Origin of the sequence: Plantactinospora sp. WMMB334 (assembly GCF_049179095.1) — a bacterium.
Lineage (GTDB): Bacteria > Actinomycetota > Actinomycetes > Mycobacteriales > Micromonosporaceae > Plantactinospora.
On sequence record NZ_JBMHME010000002.1, the window covers coordinates 5,588,604 to 5,608,175 of the forward strand.

14 protein-coding genes are annotated in these 19,572 nt (G+C 72.7%); 10 read left to right on the forward strand and 4 right to left on the reverse strand.

All coding sequences use genetic code 11. The annotated features are described in order from the left end of the window. Positions 1-11 precede the first annotated feature (11 nt). Complete coding sequence (locus tag ACN27G_RS23865; protein ID WP_421494994.1) at positions 12-944, forward strand: glycosyltransferase family 2 protein; 933 nt, start codon at positions 12-14, stop codon at positions 942-944. A gap of 1 nt (position 945) precedes the next feature. Next, positions 946-2,580, forward strand: coding sequence for a lipopolysaccharide biosynthesis protein (locus ACN27G_RS23870; protein WP_421494995.1), 1,635 nt, complete (start codon positions 946-948; stop codon positions 2,578-2,580). Positions 2,581-3,034: 454 nt separating this feature from the next. On the opposite strand, the gene ACN27G_RS23875 is transcribed toward ACN27G_RS23870, so the two are convergent. After that, positions 3,035-5,875 (reverse strand): PQQ-dependent sugar dehydrogenase, encoded by a 2,841-nt coding sequence (locus tag ACN27G_RS23875; protein ID WP_421494996.1) that lies wholly within the window; start codon positions 5,873-5,875, stop codon positions 3,035-3,037. A gap of 163 nt (positions 5,876-6,038) precedes the next feature. Next, on the reverse strand, positions 6,039-8,933 hold the full coding sequence (locus ACN27G_RS23880; protein ID WP_421494997.1) for a PQQ-dependent sugar dehydrogenase: 2,895 nt from the start codon (positions 8,931-8,933) through the stop codon (positions 6,039-6,041). A gap of 477 nt (positions 8,934-9,410) precedes the next feature. On the opposite strand from ACN27G_RS23880, the gene ACN27G_RS23885 reads away from it, so the two are divergent. The 6 genes from ACN27G_RS23885 to ACN27G_RS23910 are packed head-to-tail and all read left to right on the forward strand — an operon-like array spanning position 9,411 to position 15,666. Continuing rightward, positions 9,411-10,664 carry a glycosyltransferase family 4 protein gene (locus ACN27G_RS23885; protein ID WP_421494998.1) on the forward strand — a complete coding sequence of 418 codons (1,254 nt, stop codon included), beginning with the start codon at positions 9,411-9,413 and terminating at the stop codon, positions 10,662-10,664. A gap of 41 nt (positions 10,665-10,705) precedes the next feature. Continuing rightward, positions 10,706-11,527 (forward strand): hypothetical protein, encoded by an 822-nt coding sequence (locus tag ACN27G_RS23890; protein WP_421494999.1) that lies wholly within the window; start codon positions 10,706-10,708, stop codon positions 11,525-11,527. Positions 11,528-11,580: 53 nt separating this feature from the next. Further along, a complete protein-coding gene (locus ACN27G_RS23895) occupies positions 11,581-12,981 on the forward strand; it encodes an O-antigen ligase family protein (protein WP_421495000.1) in 1,401 nt (466 codons plus the stop codon). Further along, positions 12,978-13,829, forward strand: coding sequence for a glycosyltransferase family 2 protein (locus ACN27G_RS23900; RefSeq protein ID WP_421495001.1), 852 nt, complete (start codon positions 12,978-12,980; stop codon positions 13,827-13,829). The genes ACN27G_RS23895 and ACN27G_RS23900 overlap by 4 nt, the downstream gene beginning before the upstream one ends. Beyond that, positions 13,823-14,683 carry a glycosyltransferase gene (locus tag ACN27G_RS23905; RefSeq protein ID WP_421495002.1) on the forward strand — a complete coding sequence of 287 codons (861 nt, stop codon included), beginning with the start codon at positions 13,823-13,825 and terminating at the stop codon, positions 14,681-14,683. The genes ACN27G_RS23900 and ACN27G_RS23905 overlap by 7 nt, the downstream gene beginning before the upstream one ends. After that, positions 14,680-15,666, forward strand: a complete 987-nt coding sequence (locus ACN27G_RS23910) for a glycosyltransferase family 2 protein (protein ID WP_421495003.1) — start codon at positions 14,680-14,682, stop codon at positions 15,664-15,666. The genes ACN27G_RS23905 and ACN27G_RS23910 overlap by 4 nt, the downstream gene beginning before the upstream one ends. A gap of 10 nt (positions 15,667-15,676) precedes the next feature. Here ACN27G_RS23910 and ACN27G_RS23915 read toward each other — a convergent pair whose 3' ends face one another. Together ACN27G_RS23915 and ACN27G_RS23920 are read right to left on the reverse strand one after the other, a co-directional pair. Beyond that, positions 15,677-16,477: an alpha/beta hydrolase gene (locus ACN27G_RS23915; RefSeq protein WP_421495004.1), complete on the reverse strand. Its 801-nt coding sequence runs from the start codon at positions 16,475-16,477 to the stop codon at positions 15,677-15,679. A gap of 140 nt (positions 16,478-16,617) precedes the next feature. Next, complete coding sequence (locus ACN27G_RS23920) at positions 16,618-16,944, reverse strand: hypothetical protein (protein ID WP_421495005.1); 327 nt, start codon at positions 16,942-16,944, stop codon at positions 16,618-16,620. 176 nt (positions 16,945-17,120) lie between these two features. Between ACN27G_RS23920 and ACN27G_RS23925 the strand changes: the two genes are divergently transcribed. Both ACN27G_RS23925 and ACN27G_RS23930 read left to right on the forward strand, forming a co-directional pair. Then, positions 17,121-18,227 (forward strand): Ig-like domain-containing protein, encoded by a 1,107-nt coding sequence (locus ACN27G_RS23925; RefSeq protein ID WP_421495006.1) that lies wholly within the window; start codon positions 17,121-17,123, stop codon positions 18,225-18,227. A gap of 197 nt (positions 18,228-18,424) precedes the next feature. Beyond that, positions 18,425-19,513: an Ig-like domain-containing protein gene (locus tag ACN27G_RS23930; RefSeq protein ID WP_421495007.1), complete on the forward strand. Its 1,089-nt coding sequence runs from the start codon at positions 18,425-18,427 to the stop codon at positions 19,511-19,513. Positions 19,514-19,572 lie beyond the last annotated feature (59 nt).

The window sequence follows — 19,572 nt, forward strand, 5'->3', positions numbered from 1 at the left end:
CGGAGGAGACGATGGAGCCAGCGCCGCGGGTGAGCCTGGGTGTACCCCTCTACAACGCCGAGCGCTACCTCGAAGGTTGCCTCGACGCCCTGCTCGCCCAGGACTACCCCGACTTCGAGATCATCGTCAGCGACAACGCCTCCACCGACCGGACCTGGGAGATCTGCCGGAGCTACGCCGCGAAGGACCCCCGGATCCGGCTCTACCGCAATCCGCGCAACTTCGGTGGGCACGTCAACTACGCCCGGGTGGTGGAGCTGGCCAGGGGCGAGCTCTTCAAGTGGGTGGCGTACGACGACGTCTGCCTGCCGGCGTACCTGAGCACCTGCGTGGCGGCGCTGGACGCGGCCGGACCGCACGCGGTGCTCGCCTATCCGCGTACCGTCCTGATCGACGAGGCCGGCGAGGTGATCGGCCCGTACGCCGACCGGCTGGACCTGCGCGACCGGCGGGCGTGGCGCCGGGTCGCCGGGGTGGCGAAGAACATCAACCTCTGCCACGCGCACTTCGGGGTCTTCCGGATGTCGGCGCTGCGCCGCACCGGCATGATCCGCCCGTTCCTCTCCTCCGACTACACGCTGATCGCCGAGGTGGCCCGGCTCGGCGAGATCCACGAGGTGGCCGAGCCGCTCTTCCTGCGCCGGATGCACGGCGCCTCGACCCGGCAGGCGAAGGACGCCACTCCGGCCTCGGCACTGGCCTGGTTCGCCCAGAGCGGCAAGCGGGTCCGGGCGCCCCGGCTGCGGATGCTCGCCGAGACGCTGCGGACGCTCTCCACCGGCTCGCAGCCGCTCGGCACCCGGCTCAGTTCGGCGGCGGCGTTCCTCGCCACCTGGTGGGCGCGGCGGGTCCGGGTCCGGCTGGGCCGGCTGCGCCGCCGGGCCCCGGTCTGGCTCGGCCGGCTGATCCGGCGCCGTGCCAGCGCGGCGAAGGGCAGCGCCTAGGGTGGCCGGGCTCCAGCCCGCCCGGACGGCTCCGGAGCAGCCGCCCCCGGCGGATCCGGAGTCACCCCCGGCGGATCCGGAGTCACCCCCGGCGCCGCTCCAGGCCGGCGCGCCCGGGGCCGCGACCGGAAGCGGGACCGGCGACGGTGGTGGTGGTGCGGGTCGGCTACGCTCGGCGATCGGCTGGTCGTACGTACTCACCGCCGGTCGGATCGGCTCGTCGATCCTGGTCACCTTCCTGCTCGCCCGGCTGCTCGGGCCGACCGAGTTCGGCCTGGTGGCGATGGCCACCGTCTTCATCACGGTGGCGCAGACGCTGATCCAGCAGGGCCTGGTCTCGGCGATCGTGCAGCGCGACCGGCTCACCCGCGAGCACCTGGACGGCGCCTTCGTGGTGCTGGTGCTGGCCGGTCTGGTGATCGGCGGGTTGACGGCGGCGGCCAGTCCGCTCTGGGCACTGGCCAACCGGGCGCCGGAGCTGACCGCGATCTGCGTGGCGCTCTCCCCGCTGGTCCTGGTGCAGGGGCTCTCGATCGTCCCGGAGGCGGTGCTCCGCCGCGAGCTGCGGTTCCGGGCGGTGGCCATTCGTACCCTGCTCGCCTCGCTGCTCAGCGGCGTCGTCGGGGTGGTGCTGGCGCTGGTCGGCGCCGGCATCTGGGCGTTGGTGGCGCAGCAGTTGGTGAATGCGGTGGTCGGCCTGGTGGTGCTCTGGGTGGTCTGCCCGTGGCGGCCGAGCCGGCGTCCCCGGCTCGCCGGGATCAGAGAGCTGCTGGTCTTCTCCGCCCACTCGGCGAACGCCGGGCTGGCCCTGATGCTCAGCTCCAAGGCGGACGTCATCTTCACCGGGCTCTTCTTCGGGCCGGTGGCGACCGGGATCTACCGGCTGGCGGCCCGGCTGCCCGACATGCTCGTCGACGTGACGGTCCGTTCGTTGCAGCAGGTGGCGCTCCCCTCACTGTCCCGGTTGCAGCGGGACCGGGCGGCGCTTGCCGCGCAGCTCAACCAGCTCCAGCACCTCGGCGCGCTGGCCGGGCTGCCGGTCCTCGGCATACTGGCGGCGACGGCGCATCCGCTGGTCACGCTCCTGGGTCCGCAGTGGGCCGGCACCGAGGTGCCGCTGCGGCTGCTCTGCCTCTTCGGCGCCGTCAACGTGTACGGGGTGCTGCTCGGTCCGGCGCTCCAGGCGATCGGCCAGCCGGGCAAGCTCGCCGCGATCCTCTGGACCCGTGGGGTGCTCGGGGTGGCGACGCTGGCCGCCGTCGGCGTGCTCTTCACCGGTTACGGTGACGTGGCCGAGGCGACCGCCGTGGCCGTGGCCGGGGTGGGAATGCAGCTCGTGGTGACCGCCCTGGCGGTCTGGGTCACGGTACGCCGGGCCGCCGGGGCGTCGGTCGCGGCGTTCCTCGCCCCGACGGTGCCGGCGGTGCTGGCCGCGACGGCCGCGGCGCTGGTGCCGCTGGCGGTCTCCCGGACCGGCCCGCACGCCGGGCCGCTGGCCGAGCTGCTGGTGCTGGGCGGAGCCGCCGGCCTGGTCGCCGGGGTGCTGCTCTGGGCCACCGACGCCCGGCTGCGCCGCCTGGTGCTGGCCCGGCTCCCCCGCCGGCGTGGCGACGCGACCGACGCGACCTCCAGGTGATCGCCTCGCGGCCGGGACGGCCAGCCGTGCGAGGTTTGCCGCCGCCTTCGCCAACACCGCGTCGGGATCGCGCCAGAAACACGAGCCGGTTAGATGTCGCCGCTGACGACGGGCGGCCGGACCTGCCCGGCCGCCACGCGGTGCGCCGCTGGAACGTGAGCGCACCGCCGGTGTCGACCGCGTAGACGGAGACCGCCGCCGGGCTTGGCCACGGCTGGCCCGCGACCAGCACCGACGGGGCGCCGACCACCGTGACGAGAATCGGGTGGTCGTGGAAGTCCTCGCCGGCCAGACCGGTGGTGACCACCGCCGGCTGCCGGCCGAGGTCGACCATCCCGATGTTGCCGTAGGCGTCGTGCCGGTCGTTCCGCACAGTGCGGCCGGCACGAGTCTCCGCCGGACCCGTTAAGAAGGGCCCCCGCTACCACAGAAAGCGATAAGCGGGGGCCCTTCCTTACGCCGGTGGGGTGAAGACGATCGCTTTGCCGTTGGCCAGCACCAACTGGTTGACCGAGTACTGCACCGCGTCGGTGCCGGCCGGGTTCTCGATGCCGATCGTCGCCGAGTTGCCCAGCTCCCGACCGGCGTTCAATGCGGTGTAGTTGAAGGTGATCTGGCCCCATTCCGAGACGAGCACCTGGAAGCTGATCCGGGCGGCGGAGGCGCCGTAGAGGCCGACGTTGCGCCATTCCACCACGAACTGCCGGTCCGGCGTACCGCCGAGCAGGGCGGTCCGGACGCTCGAGTCCGGATGCAGCACGATGTCGTCCCAGAACGGATAGAGCGTGGCGTTCGGCCGGGCGGTGCTCGGCAGCGCCTTGTTGGTCGGGTACGACCCGCCCGGGTCGGCGAAGGAGAGCGAGCCGTTGATGTCCACCCACGCCCGGGTGTACGACTGGCCGTAGAACGGGACCGGGAACGGCAGCGTCACCGGCGCCACCCCGTTGTCGCCGGTCAGCGGGAGGATCACCTCGTCGGCCGGCAGGAACGGCCGGCCGCCGGCGGTCGTGCAGACGTAGCCGAAGCCGTCCGCGCAGCTACCCGGTGCGCCGTCGTAGGTGGCGGTGTAACTCCGGGAGGTGGCCGGCGCCGTGATCACGTGGGTCGCGGCACCCCCGTCCGACCAGCTTTCGAAGGCGTACGTCGCCGGGCCGAGCCGCTGCGGGCCGGGCGCGCTGACCGTGGTGGTGGAGCCGGCGATCACCTGCACGGCGTACGGCGTGGTGAGGGTGCGGCCGTTGAGGTTGACCCGCAGCCCGGCGGGTCGGGTCGCCAGGTTGAGCTGCACCGTCTTCGGGTCGAGCCGCAGCGTGGTGCTGCCGGTCAGCCCGGTGCCGTCCCGCGCGGTCAGGGTCAGCTCCAGATAGGACGGATACTCGTGGTCCGGCGCCACGAACGTGCCGGAGGAGACCCCGGTCAGCTCCCGGACCGGGTGGCTGTGGCAGTTCTCCGGCGTGCTGCAGTGCCGGTTGACCAGGGTCCAGGAGAGCGCGGAGGGCGGCAGGGCACCCTGTTGCGGATCGGTGGCCCGGCCGCTGAACGTGACCGTGTCCCCGGTCGACCAGCGCAGCGCGGCGGTCGGCGTGTCGATCACCGGCACCGGCGCGCTGGTGCCGACCCTGATCTGCACCGTGGCGGTGTCGGCGAGGCCGGCGAAGTCGACGACCCGCAACCGGGCGGTGTAGGTGCCCACGGCGGTGTAGCGGTGGCTGGCGGTCAGCCCGGTGGCGTCGACGGTCCCGTCACCGGTGAAGTCCCACTGGTATTCGAGGATGTCCCCCGTGTCTGGGTCGGTCGACCCGACCGCGTCGAACGAGACGGTCAGCGGCGCGGTTCCGCTGGTCGGGGTCGCCACGACGGCGGCGGCCGGGGCCCGGTTGCCGGAGTTGTAGTGGAAGCGCCGCACCGTGCCGCCGAGCAGGTCGACGTAGTACAGGTCGTTCTCCGGCCCGATCCGCAGGTCCGCCACGCCGGGCGCCGCCGCGAACGGCACGATCCGGGCCGGGTCCGGCAGCCCGTTGGCGCCGGCCCGCATCGCCCAGACGCAGCCCCGGGAGTAGTCGGCGAAGAAGAGCGCGCCCGCGTACGTCGCCGGATAGCCCCCGCCACTCCCCGGATAGAAGGCGACCCCGGACGGTGCGGAGCCGCCGGTCCGGCAGCCGTCCCCGGGCGCGACCTGCTGGCTGTGCTGGTAGGTGTGGTACGGCGGGGTGACCGTGCCGGCGGGCGCGGCGTAGAGGCTCTCGCAGAGAGTCAGGTTCGCCGCGTTGTAGCCGCCCTGCGGCGCGTTCCCCTCGTAGCAGGGCCAGCCGTAGTTGCGGACCGGCCCGACCGCCGGGTCGACCACCCGGTTGATCTCCTCCCAGGTACGCCACCCCACGTCGCCGAGCCAGACCTCGCTCGTGCCGGGCCGGAAGGTCCAGCGGTACGGGTTGCGCAGCCCGTACGCGAGGATCCGCCGGTTGTTCGGGTCGGTGCTGGCCGCCAGCGGGTTGTCCGGCAGCCCCGCCCCGGTGTTCGGGGAGATCCGGATCAGCGTGCCGGAGAGCCCGGTCGGGTCGCCCGGGGTGCGGATGTCCTGGGAGCGCAGCGCCCCGCCCTCGGCGCTCGGCGGCGTCATCGCCGCACCGGCCGGTCCGGGCGGGTCGGCGCAGGGGTTCGCCGGGCTGCCCGCCTGCCCGTAGTCGGTGAAGGTCGCCGACGCCCCGTCGCCACCGGTGACGTAGAGCGCGCCGTCCGGACCGAACGCCAGGTCCCCGATCGAGTGGCTCTCGATCTGGTGGCACCAGTCGTGCAGCAGCACCTGCTCGGCGCCGGTCGCCACGTCGCCGGCGAGGCGCAGCCGGGAGACCCGGGCGCTGGCCACGCAGTTGTTCTGCGAGGTGCAGTTGTCCCGGTAGGTGGGTGCGCCGCCGCCGACGACGCCGTCGTAGGTGTAGCTGACGTAGAGGTACGGGTCGGTGGGGAAGGTCGGTGGCAGGGCCAGGCCGATCAGGCCCAGGTCGTCGTAGTCGTACACCTGGGTGCGCAGGTCGGCGACGACCGTGGGGGTGCTGTCGGCCAGGCCGTCGAAGACCTTGACGATGCCGCTCTTCTCCGCGACGAAGACCCGGCCGTCCGGCGCGAAGACCAGCTTGGTGGGACGGGTCAGCCCGGCGAAGACGACCTGCTGGGTGAAGCCGGTCGGCAGTGCCGCCGCAGGCCCGGGTTCGAGCGGCGGCAGGCCGACCACGACAGGTGCGCCCAGCACGAGTGCCAGGGCCAGTGCCGAGCTGCGCCGCACGATCCGCAACATGGCGGTCTCCTCCCCGCGGCGCCGCCGGTCGGCGGCCCGCCGCGGTTCCCAGGATCACCGTGAGTAGCGGGTGCAGGCTGTCGCGAGGTTGACCACGGCGGCCAACCGACCGGACGTTCCTTAACGGTCGATCAGCCCCCCTGGTCAGCCGTTTGCCGAGCGGTCACCTGGGCCGTCGACCCGGGAGCGACGGTTGGCGGTCCGGGGATCGGTCGACTACCAAGGGTGGCTGACCGTTCGGCTGGAAGAGGATCGAGGTGCCGTTCGTGAGCGCCGCCCGGTTGAACGAGAACTGCAGCCCCGCCGTACCGGGCGGGTCCTCGATGCCGACCGTCGCCGCGCTGCCCCGCTCCCGCCCGGTGCCGTCCAGATCCGCATAGTTGAAGACGATCTCCCCGTTCTCCGCGACCACCGCCTCGAAGCTGATCCGGGCGGAGACGAAGCCGTACATCCCGACGTTGCGCCACTCCACCACGAAGCGACGGTCCGGCGCCGTACCGGTCACCGTGGTACGGACGCTGGAGTCCGCGCGCACGTAGAGGTCGTCCCAGAACGGATAGATCCCGGCGTTCGGCGGGCCGGTCACCGGCAGCGCGCTGTTGGACGGCCGCGAGTGGCCCGGGTCGGCGAAGGAGACGAACCCGTTCGTCGAGATCCAGGCGGTGCGGTAGGTCCGGCCGAAGAAGGGCACCGGGAACGGCAGGTCCACCGGGGTGACGACGTCGTCGCCGGCCAGCGGCAGCACGGTACCGGCCTGGCGCCAGGGTTGGCCGGTCTCGGTCTCACAGGAGTAGCCCGGCACGGCGCCGCAACCGGGCGCGTCGGTGTAGGTCGCGGTGTAGGTGGTGGCGGTGGCCGGCGCGGTGATCACGTGCGTCGCCGCCTCCCCGTCCGACCAGTCCGCGAAGACGTAACCCGACCTGCCGGCCGTCTGCGGGCTGGGCGCGCTTACCGTGTTCGTCGAGCCGACGATCACCGTACGGGTGAACGGGGCCGTCCCGGTGATGGCGCCGACGCTCAGCCGCAGCCCGGGCGGGTTGCTGGCGAAGGTGAGGTCCACGGTGCGCGGGTCGAGCCGGCGTACCACGGTGTTCGACAGGCCCTGCCCGTCGGTGGCGGTCAGCTCCAGCTCCAGATAGGAGGGATATTCGTGGTCCGGCGCCACGAAGGAGCCGGCGGCCACCCCGGACCACTCCTGGAGGTGGTGGGTGTGGCAGTTGCCGACCGACTCGCAGTGCTCCATCCGCAGCCGCCAGCGCAGCGCGGAGGCCGGCAGGTCACCCTGCTGCGGGTCGGTGGCCCGGCCGGCGAAGTCGAGCGTGTCCCCGACCCGCCAGGTGGTGCCGAGCACCGGGGCATCCAGCAGGGCCGTCGGGGCGGAGTTGCCGGGCTGGATGGTGACCGTGCCGCTCGCCGTGGCGTCCAGGGTGTCGACGACGGTGAGCGTCGCGGTGTAGCGGCCGGCGTCCGGATATCTGAAGGTCGCGGTGGGTCCGGTGGCGTCGACCGTACCGTCGCTGGTGAAGTCCCACCGGTAGCGCAGCCGGCCGGCGTCGGCCGGGTCCGGGTCGACGGAGGCGGTGCCGTCGAAGGTGACGGTGAGCGGCGTCGGACCGCTGGTCGGGGTCGCGCTGATCACCGCGGTCGGTGGCTGGTTGCCGGGGAAGTAGCGGATCCGGCGTACGGTGCCGCCGGTGACGTCGGCGTAGTAGAGCTCGCCCCCGGGGCCGATCGCCAGGTCGACCGGTGCCGCGGCGGCCTGGCCGAACGCCTCGATGTCGGCCCGGTTCGGCAACCCGCCGGGGCTGTTCGGGCGCATTGCCCAGATGCAGCCGCGCGAGTAGTCGGCGAAGAAGAGCGCCCCCGCGTACGCCGCCGGATAGCTGCCGCCGCTGCCGGGATAGAACGCGAGCCCGGTGACGGCGTCCCCGCCCGAGCCGCAGTTCTCCCCCGACACCACCTCCGCGCTGTGGTGGTAGCCGTAGTAGGGCGCGGTGTGCCCGCCCGCGCTGTAGAGCTGCTCGCAGAGGTTCAGGTTGGCATTGTCATAGCTGCCCATCCGGCTTGCGCCCTCGTAGCAGGGCCAGCCGAAGTTGGTCACCCCCGCCGTCGGGTCGACGATCCGGTTGATCTCCTCCCAGGTACGCCAGCCGACGTCCCCGAGCCAGATCTCGTTGGTGCCGGGCCGGATGGTGAACCGGAACGCGTTGCGGGTGCCGTGGCCGACGATCCGCCGGGCGTTGGGGTCGGCGGCGCCGATCAACGGGTTGCCGGGCGCGGCGGCACCGGTGGCCGGGTCGAGTCGGAGCACCGCGCCGTTCAGTCCGGTCGGGTCGGCGGTGCTCCGGACGTCCTGGGCGCGCAACGCGCCGCCCTCGGCCGTGGGTGGGGTCATGGTGCCGCCGGGCGGGTCGCCGCAGGGGTTGGCCGGAGAGCCCAACTGGCCGTAGTCGACGGAGTTGAAGCTGGCCCCGTCCCCGGCGGTCGCGTAGAGCATGCCGTCGGCGCCGAAGTGCAGGTCGCCGACGGAGTGGCTGGGGTACTGCTGGCACCAGTCGGAGATCAGCACCTGCTCCGCGCCGGTCATCACGTCGCCGCCGGCCCGCAACCGGGAGAGCCGGCCGGTGGCGACGCATTGGCCGTTGTTGGCGTTGCCGCAGGTGTCGTTCCAGTAGGGGGCGGTCTGGCCGGGCGGCGCGTCGTAGGTGTAGAGGACGTAGACCCACGGGTCGGCCGGGAAGCCGGGCGGCAGCGCCAGGCCGAGCAGCCCACGGTCCCACTGGTGGTGTACGACCGTGGAGAGGTCGGCGAAGACCGTCGGGGTCGGGTCGGCCAGGTCGCTGAAGACCTTGATCCGGCCGCCCTGCTCGGCGACGAAGATCCGCCCGTCCGGGGCGAACTCGATGTTCGTCGGCTTGTCCAGCCCGCTGAACACGACCTGTTCTCCGAACCCGGTCGGCAGGGTCACCGCCGACGCCGACGTTCCGGGCAGCGGGACCACGGCGCTCGCCAGCAGCGCCAGCACCAGCCCGAGTCGCATGCCACCTCGCAGCCCCATGGCGCACTCCTTCCCCCTGTGTCCAGCGACCGCCCTGCGGGCCCGAGGTGAACACCGGCTCACGTTTGTCGGCACAGAGTAGTTTCGACCCCCTGCGTTCCACCAGGGGCGCGTCAAATCGCGAATCAGGACAGAGATCATGAAACCCGTGCCTGCCCGGCGGTTCATCCATTGTGGCGGCAAATCAGTGTGGATCAACCGCGTGACCTGCCGTTGCGGCCCCGACACGCGGATGAGTGAGTGAAGGAACAATCATCCGATCGGTCGTGACCTTGTAAGTAACTCGACACATCCGCCATTCGCCGGTCCTTGCCCGGACCGGGTTGGTAGAGCAATGTCTGTGGCAGCACCGGGCCGGTCGCGGGATGGCCGGTGCGAGTGGACATCATTTGGACATCATTCGGATCGCGACGCAATTTCCGCTGTCGCGACCGTCCATCGAAAACGTCGTCCGAGCTGCGCGGATGGGAGTTAGAGATGGCGGATCGGCGCCCCCATGTCGTCATCGTGGTGGTGAATCTGCCGGCCGAGCGGGACCGCCGGGTGATCCGGGAGTGCCAGGCGCTGGAGGCGGCCGGCTACCGGGTGTCGGTGATCTGCCCGCGCGGACCGCGTCGGCTGACCGTGTTACCCGGCACCACGGCCACCCGGATCCACTCCTTTCCCCAGCCGCTGGCGGGCAGGGGCGTGCTCTCCTTCGCCGCCGAGTTCGCCTGGGCGCTGATCGCCGTCGCCACCCGGTTGCTCGGCCTGATGCTGCGGACCCGGGTGGACGCCGTCCAGGCGTGCAATCCGCCGGACGTCTTCTGGGTGGTCGGGCTGCTGATGCGGGCCATCGGCCGCCCCTTCGTCTTCGACCACCACGACCTGAGCCCGGAGCTCTACGAGTGCAAGGCGGGCGAGCCCCGGCCGAGTGTGCTGTGGCTGCTCCGACTCTTCGAACGGCTCTCCTGGCGCACCGCCACCGCCGTGGTCGCCACCAACGAGTCGTTCCGGGAACTGGCCCTGCGCCGGGGCGGCTGCCCGCCGGAGAAGGTGGTGGTGGTCCGCAACGGGCCGGCGCTGGCGGAGGTCAGGCACGGCGAGGGTCCGACCCCGGAGGATTCCCGGCAGCGGGTGGTCTACGTCGGCGTGATAAACCCGCAGGACAACGTCGAGGCCACCGTGCTGGCCGCCGAGCGGCTGGCGGGGTTACGCGGCACCGAGGACTGGGAGCTGGTCGTCGCCGGCGACGGCGAGAGCATGCCGGAGCTGCGCCGGCTCGCCACCGAGCGGGGGGTGGACGACGTCGTGCGCTTCACCGGCTGGCTGGAGGCCGAGGAGGTCGACGCGCTGCTCTGCTCGGCGTCGGTAGCCATCCAGCCGGACAAGCCGAGCCCGATGGCCGAGATGTACACCATGGCCAAGACGGTGGAGTACGTCGCGCGTGGCGTACCGGTGGTCGCGGTGGATCTGCTGGAGACCCGGCGTACCGCCGAGAAGGCTGCGAGTTACGTGGTGAACGGCAGCCCGGACGAGTTCGCCAAGGCGATCGACCAGCTGCTCAGCGACGGGCAGGCCCGTGCGGCGATGAGTGCCACCGGACGGCGGCGCTTCGTCGATGAACTCGCCTGGGACCACCAGGTGAAGTCGTACATCCGACTCTGGGATCGATTGCTCCGCCGGTCGCGGAGCGACTACAACGAAGTCTCACACGGTAACGGGGCCGATGCCGCGCGGCTACCACTCTGACCGTCCGCACCACACTTCCGCGCTCTCGAAAGGGCCGCCCGATGGACCTTCTCGACCTGCTGAAGCTCATGTTTCGGCGGTGGTACGTCTCGGCGCCGATCGTCGTCGTGACGCTCGGCGCGGCCCTCGCGTTCGGCGTGGCGATCCAGCCCGAGTACAAGACCGAGGTGGCCATCCTGCTCGTGCCGCCGACCACCACGGCGGCCCCGGAACCGGACGCGGCACCCCGGCCGGGCAACCCGTGGCTGCGGATCGGCGAGAACGCGATGGCGCAGGCGGTGCAGATCTCGACCTCCGCGCACGACGCCCGGACCAGGATCGCGGCGGCCGGCGGCGATCCCGACTACGAGGTCGGCCTGGTGACCCGGAGCTCGATCCTGACCGTGGCGGTGACGGCGGCGAGCGAGGAGAGTGCCCGGAAGACGGTGGAGGCGGTGACCCAGCTCATCCACGACGACGTCGCCGGACGGCAGGCGCCGTACCAGCCCAACCCGGGTGAGCAGATCACCACCGAGGTGCTGGACCCGGGGCTGAACATCGTGCCGTCCCGTTCCAACGTGCTGCGCGCGCAGGTCGTGATCGTGGCCATCGGCATGCTGCTGGCCGCCGTCGCCGCCGTGGTGCACGACGCGCTGGTCCGTCGCCGGGCGAGCGCCCAGCTCGGGCGACGCCGCGACGCGCGTACCCCGATGGCCTGGAACGCCGGCCAGGCGCCGGTCAGGACCCCGCGCCCGGCACCGGCGGTGACCCCGGCCCCGGTCTCCCCGGCCCCGGCGGTGGCTCCGGCCCGATCCGGATCCACGGAGGAGACCGTCCTGCTCACCACCACCGCCCGGAACATCCGGGACGAAGCCGGCCGATGACCTCCGGGAAGCCCACGAGCGCCGGTTGACGGCGCAGGGACGAGACGAGCGACGTGCCGACCTACCTATCCGCGCGGCGGTCCGACACCGTGTACGACGGCATCACCCCCGCCGTACGCCACTTCCCGGACGCGACAGCGGCGGTCGTCGCCTCGGTCATGCTCGCCTACCTGCTCCCGTTCCGGCTGGTCTTCCCGCCCCTGAGCGACCTGGGCAAGCCGGGGCTGATGATCGGGTTCGGCCTGCTCGTCTGGTGGGCGCTGAGCCGGCTGCATCCCACCCTGCTCACCCGGGGGCAGCAGCCGATGCGCTGGGCGCTGGCGATCTACCTGGTGACCCTCTTCCTCTCCTACGTCGCCGGGCAGGCCCGGGGGATGCCGGTGCTGGAGGCGAACGGCGCCGAGCGGACCCTGCTGATGGCGCTCGCCGGTGCGGGGATCCTGCTCGCCGCCGCCGACGGCGTGCTGACCCGGGAGCGCATCGACAAGGTGCTCCGCTGCCTCTGCTGGGGCGCCAGCTTCATGGCCCTGGTCGCGCTGGTCCAGTTCGTGACCCGGATCGACCTGACCGCCTACATGAAGCTGCCACCGCTGCTGACCTTCCACCGCGAGGTGATCGGCTTCCGCGACCGGGGCGGCGACGGCCTGGTCCGGGTCGCCGGCACGGCCGGGCACTACATCGAGTTCAGCGTGCTGATGGTGATCAGCCTGGTGGTGGCGATCCACTTCGCCCGGTTCTCCTCGACGCGGCGGGACCGCCAGATCTACGGCGCGCTGGCGATGTTCCAGGCGGCGGTCATCCCGATCTCGCTCTCCCGCACCGGCGTGCTCGCCCTCGCCGCCGCGATGCTGCTCTTCGTCCTGGTCTGGCCGCTGCGCACCACCTTCAACGTGCTGGTGGTCGGCTGCTTCCTGGCCGCGCTGATCCAGGTCGTCCGGCCGGGGCTGCTGGCCGCGATCAAGTCCCTGCTGCTCGCCGGGGAGAGCGATCCCAGCGTGCAGGCGCGGGTGGAGGACTACGACTACGTGACCCCGTTCATCCGGGAACGGCCCTGGCTGGGGCGCGGCGTCGGCACGTTCCTGCCGGAGCTCTACCAGCTGCTCGACAACCAGTGGCTGACCACCCTGGTCCAGGGCGGCATCATCGGCGTGGCCGGGCTCGCCGTCCTCTTCGGAGCCGGGGTGCTGGTCGCCGGCCGGGTACGCCGGTTCGCCCGTACCGAGCGGGACCGCGACCTGGCGGCGGTGCTGGCGGTGGCGATCGGGGTGGCCGCCGTCTCCGGCTTCACCTTCGACTCCATGTACTTCACGACCTTCTTCATCACCGTGCACGTGCTGCTCGGCCTGACCGGGGCGCTGTGGCGGCTGACCAGGGCGGAACGCACCAACCGGATCGAGTCGGGCCGGCCCGGCCGGCAGTCCGGGGAGGCCGAGCGGAGGGGAGCGGTCGGATGACCGGCGACGGTGGCATCGACATCCTCATGATCACGTACGACCGCCCGGAGTACGTCCGGCTCTCGCTGCCGCACCTGCTCGACACCTGCCCGGCGGACGCCCGGGTCTGGCTCTGGCACAACGGCACCGACCAGCCGACCCTGACGGCGGTCGAGGAACTCCGGCACCACCCCCGGGTGCACCGGTTCCGGTCCAGCCCGGTCAACGCCGGGCTGACCGAGCCCACCAACTGGCTCTGGTCGGAGGCGACCGGCTCCTACCTGAGCAAGGTCGACGACGACTGCCTGCCCGACCCGGACTGGCTCACCATCCTGCGCCGGGCGCACCAGGACGTACCCGGCTTCGGGGTGATCGGCACCTGGCGGTTTCCGGCCGAGGACGTCGACGAGGCGCTGGTGGCGGCGAAGCTCGCCGACTATCCGGGCGGGCATCGACTCTTCCGCAACCACTGGGTGCAGGGCAGCGGCTATCTACTCAAACGGGAGACGCTGGCCCAGGTGGGGCCGCTGACCGGCGGCGAGACCTTCACCGCGTGGTGCCTGCGGGCCGCCCGGCTCGGCTGGCTGAACGGCTGGTACCACCCCTTCCTGCCCGAGGACCACATGGACGATCCGCGCAGCCCGCACACCATCTATCGCACCGATGCCGACTTCGTGGCCCGGCGGCCGCTCTCGGCCCGGCGTACCGGGGTGACGACCCTGGCCGAGTGGACACAGCAGATGCGCCACTCCGCCCGGGTCGTCCAGGCCGCCCCGCTGGACCTGCGCGAATACCAGGGCTGGCGGCTGCGGCGCCGCAACGCCACCCGCCGGCTCCGGCTCGCGCTGACCGGGCGCGCCCCGTGGTGACCAGCGTGGTGGTAGCCGCGCACGACGAGGCGGCGGTGCTCGGCCGGACCCTGCGGACCCTGCTCGCCGACGCGGAGCCGGGCGAGTTCGAGGTGGTCGTGGTGGCGAACGGCTGCACCGACGCCACGGCGGCGGTGGCCCGGTCGGTGCCCGGGGTCACCGTGCGGGAGCTGCCCGAGCCGGGAAAGCCGGCGGCGCTCAACGCGGGCGACGGCGCGGTGGCCGGCTTCCCCCGGATCTACCTCGACGCCGACATCGCGCTGGAGACCACCGGGGCCCGGGCGCTCGCCGCCGCGGTCACCGTGCCGGGGGTGCTGGCCGCCGCGCCGCGCCGCCGGCTCGACACCACCGGCCGTCCCCTGCTGGTACGCGGCTACTACGCGATCAACGGGCGGCATCCGGCGTACCGGGACGCGCTCTTCGGCCGGGGCGCGATCGCGCTCTCGGCGGCCGGCCGGGCCCGGTTCGGCCCGTTCCCCGACGTCGTCGCCGACGACCTCTTCCTCGACTCGCTCTTCGGCGCGGCCGAGAAACGGGAGGTCGCCGAGGTGGCGACGGTGGTGGCGACACCCCGGCGCACCGCCGACCTGCTGCGCCGGCTCGGCCGGGTCCGGGCCGGCAACGCCAGCCTGCGCGCCGCCGACGATCGGGTACGCCGGGCCCGCCGCAGCTCCTGGCTGGTCGACGTGGTGCTGCCCCGGCCCTGGCTGCTGCCGGCCGGGGTCTGCTACGCCGGGCTGACCCTGCTGGCGGCGGCGGCCGCCCGACGCCCGGCGGTACGGGACGGTTGGGGGCGCGACGACTCCAGCCGCGTGCCGGCCGGATCCGACGGCGCGCCCGGGGCGGCGTCGTGAACCCGGTGGTGAGCGTCCTCGTCGTCTCCTACCAGACCCGCGAATTGATCCTGACCGCGCTGGCCACCCTGCGTGCCGCCTGCCCGGCGGAGCCGTACGAGGTGATCGTGGTCGACAACGCCTCGACCGACGGTTCGGCGGCGGCGGTCGCGGCGGCCTTCCCGGAGGCCCGGGTGCTCCGGCTGGCCCGCAACGTCGGCTTCGGCCGGGCGGTCAACGTCGCCGCGGCCCGGGCCCGGGGCGAGTGGCTGCTGCTGCTCAACCCGGACACCGAACCGGTCGGCAACGTCATCGGCGAGTTGCTGGCGTTCACCCGGGCCCGTCCCGGGCACGGCATCTACGCCGGCCGCACCCTCGCACCGGACGGCAGCGACGACGGGCACTCCGTCTTCGGCCCGCCCTCGCTCTGGACGCTCACCTGCTTCGCCACCGGCCTCTCCACGCTGCTGCCCCGGTCCCGGCTCTTCAACCGGGAGGCGCTGCCCTGGCTGGACCGGTCGACACCGGTCCGGGTGCCGGCCGCCTCCGGCTGCCTGCTACTGGTCCGGCAGACCCTCTTCGACCGGCTCGGGGGCTTCACCCCGGACTACTTCATGTACAGCGAGGACCTCGATCTCTGCCTGCGGGCGACCGCGCTCGGCGCCCGGCCGGTGCTGGTGCCGGCGGCCCGGGTCCTGCATGTCGGCGGGGCCGCCTCGACCAGCGCCGGCAAGCGGGTGATGCTGCTGCGCGGCCAGGTCACCTTCCTCCGGCTGCGCTGGTCGCCGTTCCGGGCCGCGCTGGGCCGGACACTGTTGGCGGTCGGCATCGCCACCCGGGCCGCCGGAGCCCGGCTCACCGGCCGGGCCGGCTACTGGCGGGAGGTCTGGCGGCAGCGCCGCACCTGGCTGGCCGGCTGGCCACCGGCGGCCGAGCTGCCCCCGGCCGAGGTCACCGCTCCGGTGCCGCCCGGCCCGCGCGGCACCCCGGACGTGACCGGCTGAGCCGGCGGGCTCAGTCCTGCTCCTCGCCCGGCACCGGTACGTCGGCGAAGGCCGCCACGGTCCGGTCGGCGTACGCGCTGGCGTCGCCGGTCTCCATCGGCCCGTCCCAGGTGGTCGGCAGGGGTACCGGCACCGCCGGGTTGACCCGCCGGACCACCTCGTCGAGGACGGTCTCGGCGTCGCCGACCCAGAGGTGCTTGGCGCCCGGCACGCCGACCACCTCGGCCCGGGGCACCACGGCGAACCGGCGACGGGCCTCCTCCGGCCGCAGGTAGTCGTCGAACTCGGGGACGAGCGCGGTCAGCGGCTTGCCGGACTGCGCCCACTCGGCCAGGTCGGCGTCGGTGCTGCTGCGCAGCGGCGGGGAGAGCAGGATGGCGCCGACGACCCCCGGGTCGCAGCCGTGCCGCAGGGTCAGGTCGGTGCCGAACGACCAGCCGAGCAACCAGATCCGCGGCAGCTCGGCGAACTCGGCGTACTCGATCGCGGCCGCCACGTCGTACCGCTCGGCCTCGCCGCCGTCGAAGGTCCCCTCGCTTGTGCCGCGCACGCTGCTGGTGCCCCGGGTGTTGAACCGGAGCACCGCGAGGTCGGCCAGTGCCGGCAGCCGCCAGGCGGCCTTCCGGAAGACGTGGCTGTCCATCATCCCGCCGTGGGTGGGGAGCGGGTGCAGGCAGACCAGGGTGGCTACCGGGTCCCGCTCGGCGGGCAGCGCCAGCTCGCCGACGAGCCGGAGGCCGTCGGCGGTGTGCAGCGCGATCTCCTCGCGGCGGGCGGGCAGGATGCTGGCGGCGCGGATGGCGGGACTCACGGGGACAAGTCTTACCCGCCGATGGCCGGCCGGTGCAGCCGGCCGGGGGACCGTGACGAAGATCCCCTCGCCGTCGCAGCCCGAGTGGGAAGCGTCAGCCGTGGCGCGGGGCGCCGGTCAGCCGTGGCGCGGGGCGCCGGTCAGCCGTGGCGCGGGGCGCTGCGCGAGCGTTCCACGCCGGGGCCGCGCCGGTCCCGGGCCCGCCAGCAGCCGGTGTGCCAGTGCCGGCGGTCGGTCAGGTCGCCCTGCCCGTCGGCGGGCCAGGCCACCAGGTGGGCGACGCCGGGGCGGATCTCCTGGGCGCAGCCGGGACAGCGGTAGGTCTTGGCCGCCGCGCTGCCCGGGATGTTGCGGACCTGCCACTCGCCGTCCCGCCAGCTCTGCACCGAGCCGACCCCGCGCTCCAGGCGTGCGCGGTCCAGCGGCGGGGCGTCCTCCGGACGCGGTCGGTTGCGACGCGGGCTCACGTCTTCCAGGGTACGCAGCAGCCGGCCTGGGGCGATCAAGCGGCCGACCGCCACCCTCGTCGCTATATGTAGTTGTCAAATCACGGTCAGTGCGGACACCGGATTCCTGAACAAGGGTTAAGGTCCAGGAAATTCCCTTTCGGCCGGCAATCCGGACCCCGAGCGAGGAGGACGCGATGCGGAACAGACGTATCCTCGCGGCCCTGGTGGTGGCGGCGGTGGTGGTGCTACTCGCCGCCGCAGCTCCGCCCCGGGCCGCCTGGGCCGGCGCCCCCGGTGAACCGATCCTGGCCGACTTCAACGACGACGGCGTCACCGACCGGGCCGTCCTCGGCGCCATCCACCCCGACCTCTGCTCGTTGATCATCCAGTACGGCTCCGCCCCCGGGGTCTACCTGCCACCGATCGCCTACACCTACGAGCGACCCGGCGGCGACATCGGGACCGACTGCCCGGACATCGGCACCGCCTTCAACGGGGACGGCGACCGCTACGACGAACTCTGGCTCGCCTGGAGCGAGACGGTGCCGCCCGGCATCTCCTACAACCGGGTGGCCATCGACAACGACTTCACCACGATCCTCACCTACACCTCGCCGCTGCCCAACCCGACCTATCTCGGCACGGAGGACTTCACCGGCAACGGCACTCCCTCGCCGTTCGCCGTCGGTCCGGGCGGCTACTACACAGCCGTGATCGCGAACGGCACCGCCGTACTCGGCCCGGCCCGGTGGTGCTCGGCGGACACGCCCGCCTTCCAGCACGCCGACCTCGACCTGAACCAGCGGGTGGATGCCGTGCTGGCGTACAGGGGCGGCTGCGCCGACGGCGGCAACGGCGTGGTGGTGGTGCTCGACGACGGTGGCACCCGGCAGCTCGAACTCGATCCGACCGGACAGGCCACCTGGCGGATCCAGATCGGTCAGCTCGGCACGGACCGGTTCCTGGACGTCCGGACCCAGAACCTGCGCACCGGCGAGGTCAACTACCACCACGGCGTCGGCAACGGCGACTTCATCCGGGGACCGGACGCGAACACCGACCGCGTCCAGCTCACCACGGTCAAGCCGGTGGCGATCGACGTGCAGGCCAACGACTACACCACGGCCGGGGCCCGGATCGTCGTCACCTCGCCGCCCCGGTACGGCAGCACACAGGTGCTCTCCGACGAGCGGATCCTCTACCGCCCCCGGCCCGGGCACGGCCGCACCGACCGCTTCACGTACCAGATCCAGCGCGACGACCGCCGGAGCAGCGCGGTGGTCTACATCAGCTTCCCCTGAGGCGGGAGCCGGACCGCTCCGTGGGCCTGCGATTCTCCGCTGACCTGGGGTTACGTCGTGCCGACTCGGTGTCGGATCACCGTCAGCACCGGTCGATACGGAAGGATTCGGTCTAGCGTCCCAAATATGGGCTGGACCGACTGACCAGCCAAAGCATGATATAGGGGAACGGAATGTGGAGCGTCCGCCTCAGCGCTGTGATCGTCACGGCCGTCGTCGGCGGCCTGGCCGCGCCGGCACCCGTCAGCTGGGCCGCCGGCCCCGGCGAAACCGTCTACGGTGACTTCAACGCCGACGGCATCCTGGACGCGGCGCAACTGGGCTCGGTCAACCCGGACCGCTGCTCCACCATCGTGCAGTACGGGACGGCGTCCGGCACGCTGCTCCCGCCGATCGCCTTCGTCTACCTGAGGCCGGGCACCACGCCGACCCCGGACTGCCCGGACATCGGGGTCGCCGCCGACCTCGACGGGGACGGGCTCGACGACCTCGGCATCGGATGGAGCAGGGGCGCCCCGGCCGGGCTGACCTTCAACCGTCTCTTCCTCTACCCCCCGACCTTCCAGCCCGCGATGACCTACACCTCGGAGCTCACCCACCCCACCTACTTCGGAGTGGGCGTCTTCAGTCCCGGCGCCGCGCCCTCCCCGTACGCGATCGGTCCGGGTGGGATCGTCAACGCCGTCATCCGGGACGGCGCCGTCGTCCCGGGTCCGATCCGGTTCTGCTCCGTCGACGCCCCGACCGCGCAGCTCGCCGACTGGAGCCGGATGGACGTCGACGGCGTCCTGCTGGCCTACGCCGAGGCGTGCGGCGACGGCAGCAGCGGAGTCGTCCGGATCCGGCAGAACGGCTCGGTCCAGCAACTGGAGATCGACCCGACCGGCCAGACCCGGTGGAGCGCCCGGGTGGTCGACGCCGACGGCGACCGCTACCCGGACGTCCGCACCACGGACCGGCGCACCGGCCGGCTCAGCTACTTCGTCAACACCGGAGACGGTGGCATGTACCTCCTGGTCCGGGCGCCCGACGCCAACACCGACCGGGTGACCCTGGATCGGGCCAGGCCACTCGCCATCGACGTGCTCGACAACGACCACGTCAGCCGGTGGGCCACGGTCACGGTCAGCACCCCGCCCCGGTACGGCACCGTCCAGGTTCTCTCCGACCGCCGGATCCTCTACCGGCCCGACCCGCGGCACGGCCGGACCGACCGGTTCACCTACCAGGTGACGGAGGACGACCGGAGATCCAGCGCCACCGTCTATCTCAGCTTCCCGGACTGAACCGCACCGTCCGGGCTGGACAGGACCATCCCGGACCCGGAGAGGCCGGAACACGTCGA

Bases quoted from the DNA above. Each gene is read 5' to 3' on its own strand.
- ACN27G_RS23865 (WP_421494994.1), top strand. From the start codon at position 12: ATGGAGCCAGCGCCGCGGGTGAGCCTGGGTGTACCCCTCTACAACGCC.
- ACN27G_RS23875 (WP_421494996.1), bottom strand. From the start codon at position 5,875: ATGTTGCGGATCGTGCGGCGCAGCTCGGCACTGGCCCTGGCACTCGTG.
- ACN27G_RS23880 (WP_421494997.1), bottom strand. From the start codon at position 8,933: ATGGGGCTGCGAGGTGGCATGCGACTCGGGCTGGTGCTGGCGCTGCTG.
- ACN27G_RS23885 (WP_421494998.1), top strand. From the start codon at position 9,411: ATGGCGGATCGGCGCCCCCATGTCGTCATCGTGGTGGTGAATCTGCCG.
- ACN27G_RS23890 (WP_421494999.1), top strand. From the start codon at position 10,706: ATGGACCTTCTCGACCTGCTGAAGCTCATGTTTCGGCGGTGGTACGTC.
- ACN27G_RS23900 (WP_421495001.1), top strand. From the start codon at position 12,978: ATGACCGGCGACGGTGGCATCGACATCCTCATGATCACGTACGACCGC.
- ACN27G_RS23925 (WP_421495006.1), top strand. From the start codon at position 17,121: ATGCGGAACAGACGTATCCTCGCGGCCCTGGTGGTGGCGGCGGTGGTG.